We start from the raw sequence: 2,141 nt of genomic DNA on the forward strand, positions 1-2,141 counted from the left end.
ATGGTATTAGAAAATACTGATGGCACTAAGAGAAACGACCAACAAATAGAATACAAGTTCCAAAGAATGATGCATTTGGGTGTATTATCTACTGCTAGATTTGGTGCTTATGTTATAACTGCTTAATCAGTTATTTAGAGTGGCTACTTAATGTGGTCACTCTATTTTATATGTTTATAATATTTATTAAAGAGGAGAGAAGAGGATTATGTTTAAAACACAACAAGATAAGAGAAGTTTAAGAGATTTAAGACAAGGACTTAAAGCTAAGAAATCACTTGAAGTTGAGATAATGAGTTTATCAACAGGTGAGATATTCTATGAATGTCCCAAAACTAGATACAAGTTTAATTTGGCAAAGTTAGGTTCAAAGGAAAGTATAGAACTAGATATACTTGTTACTTTGGCTAATAGATACAGAGGTTTCTTTGAGTCGCATTTAATAACTATTGTAGACTTTGAAGATGATGAATACTCTGTTGAAGATTTAAAAGAATATCTTGGTATAAAAGATATTTACACTGGAATTGAAAACACGGATGTAGATTATGTAGCAGAAATATTAGATATGGATAATTATAACTTTGAGAAGTTTATAAGCACTGATGCGTCTCCTATGCTTGTTTCTAAGGTAGCAGAGAGAGCAATTTACTTATATATGAAGGGTAAGTTTGATTCTCATTCAAAGAGAAGAATACTTAGTAAAGCTCTTGGTTTAGAGGACATATTTGATGTTGCTGATGCTGAGTTAGATTCTATTGATAAAGAATAATACTCGTCTATGTTTTAATTATATAAAACTAGGTGGTGATAATAATAGGAACTTCAGTTACGAAAGTTTTTACTAAATTCCTTGGTTTAATTGATGATAAGGAATGGCTACTTGTTGAAGATGATATTATTGAGAGTCTTATGGCAGATTATCTCGATAGTGCAACTACAGATTTTATGCAATGTAGAAAAGACCTTACTTTTACTCCACCAATAATAGGTGAGATACTTGTAGATGGTCTTACCTCAGAAATACTGTTTGATCCTTTAGGTGATGGAAGTGTTTCTGAAATATTAAGTATAGTTGGCTCAATATCTGAGCAAGAACTTGTTGAAGATGTTGATTATACCTATGCAAATGGCGTCATTACGTTTACTACTTCCTTGATGGAAGATTTAATAATTAGATATCGTGTAGATGGATATTTTGTTTCTGATTTAAATAGTTTAGAAATAAGGATATTATCTCATGCGATGTTATTACATTACCTTAAACCTAAGATAATGACTCAAGAAAGTTTAAAACAGTTTGTATCTGATAAGGATTTTACTAAATTATCTGGTGCAAATATGCTACTTAGACTTATGGGACTAGAAAAATCTCAACAAAAACAACTTGATATACTACAAGGTAGATATGCTTTTCAAGAGTTTGAGGGGTGGAACTAGTGCTTTATTTAAGAAGGTTTAAGGATAGAGTTGGTTTAGGTGCTTCTACTCAAAGGGATTTTACTTTAAACGAGGTAGAGAGAAACTTTTTAGAACACTTAGAAACATCTCCAACTTCTCATTTAGTGCCTATGACTTCTCCTGATGAAATTGGCATTTCAAGTGCTACTCAGAGGGTAAGATGTATCATAAATGACCTTACGGTAAATGATAAAAAAGCTTATGATGAGAAAAAAGTTTTAGTTTCTAAGGATACTAATGTCGATATTGGCTGCTATTTCTTTTGGGATAATTGCTATTGGATAATTATATTTAAGGAACATAAGTCTTTAAATACATATAAGAAGTTTATTGCTAGAAGATGTAATCAGATATTTAAGTATAAGTACAAAGGTATTGTATATGAAATTCCTGTTAATATTGAGAACTTAACGATAAAATATGTCGCTTAATGTAGAAATACATTTTGAAAAATTGGGCAAAATCGGTCACAGTAATTCGCAAGAATAAGCTGGTAAGAGAGGCTAAGTCCTATAAGGATAAGCTAATACCGAGATAATTGATTGAGTTAAAACTTAATTAACATTGTAGAGAGTAGAGATTGAAACTACTTATGTAGAATAGAAAATCTCCAAGAGTGTCCAACATCTAAACGTAAAGACGTAGATGAAAATGTACTCCGACCTTATAGGAAACTATAA

3 protein-coding genes are annotated in these 2,141 nt (G+C 31.0%); all 3 read left to right on the plus strand.

The annotated features are described in order from the left end of the window. Positions 1 to 208: 208 nt before the first annotated feature. The 3 genes from ACRDDY_RS12245 to ACRDDY_RS12255 are packed head-to-tail and all read left to right on the plus strand — an operon-like array spanning position 209 to position 1,892. The gene (locus ACRDDY_RS12245) at positions 209 to 772 is read left to right on the plus strand and encodes a hypothetical protein (protein ID WP_438565231.1); all 564 of its coding nucleotides are present in this window, start codon (positions 209 to 211) and stop codon (positions 770 to 772) included. A 32-nt stretch (positions 773 to 804) separates the two neighbouring features. Continuing rightward, positions 805 to 1,440: a hypothetical protein gene (locus ACRDDY_RS12250; RefSeq protein ID WP_438565232.1), complete on the plus strand. Its 636-nt coding sequence runs from the start codon at positions 805 to 807 to the stop codon at positions 1,438 to 1,440. Further along, positions 1,440 to 1,892, plus strand: a complete 453-nt coding sequence (locus ACRDDY_RS12255; RefSeq protein WP_438565233.1) for a hypothetical protein — start codon at positions 1,440 to 1,442, stop codon at positions 1,890 to 1,892. The genes ACRDDY_RS12250 and ACRDDY_RS12255 overlap by 1 nt, the downstream gene beginning before the upstream one ends. The last annotated feature ends 249 nt before the right edge of the window (positions 1,893 to 2,141 follow it).

This window comes from Clostridium sp. (assembly GCF_051656525.1).
Lineage (GTDB): Bacteria > Bacillota > Clostridia > Clostridiales > Clostridiaceae > Clostridium.

Bases quoted from the DNA above. Each gene is read 5' to 3' on its own strand.
- ACRDDY_RS12245 (WP_438565231.1), top strand. From the start codon at position 209: ATGTTTAAAACACAACAAGATAAGAGAAGTTTAAGAGATTTAAGACAA.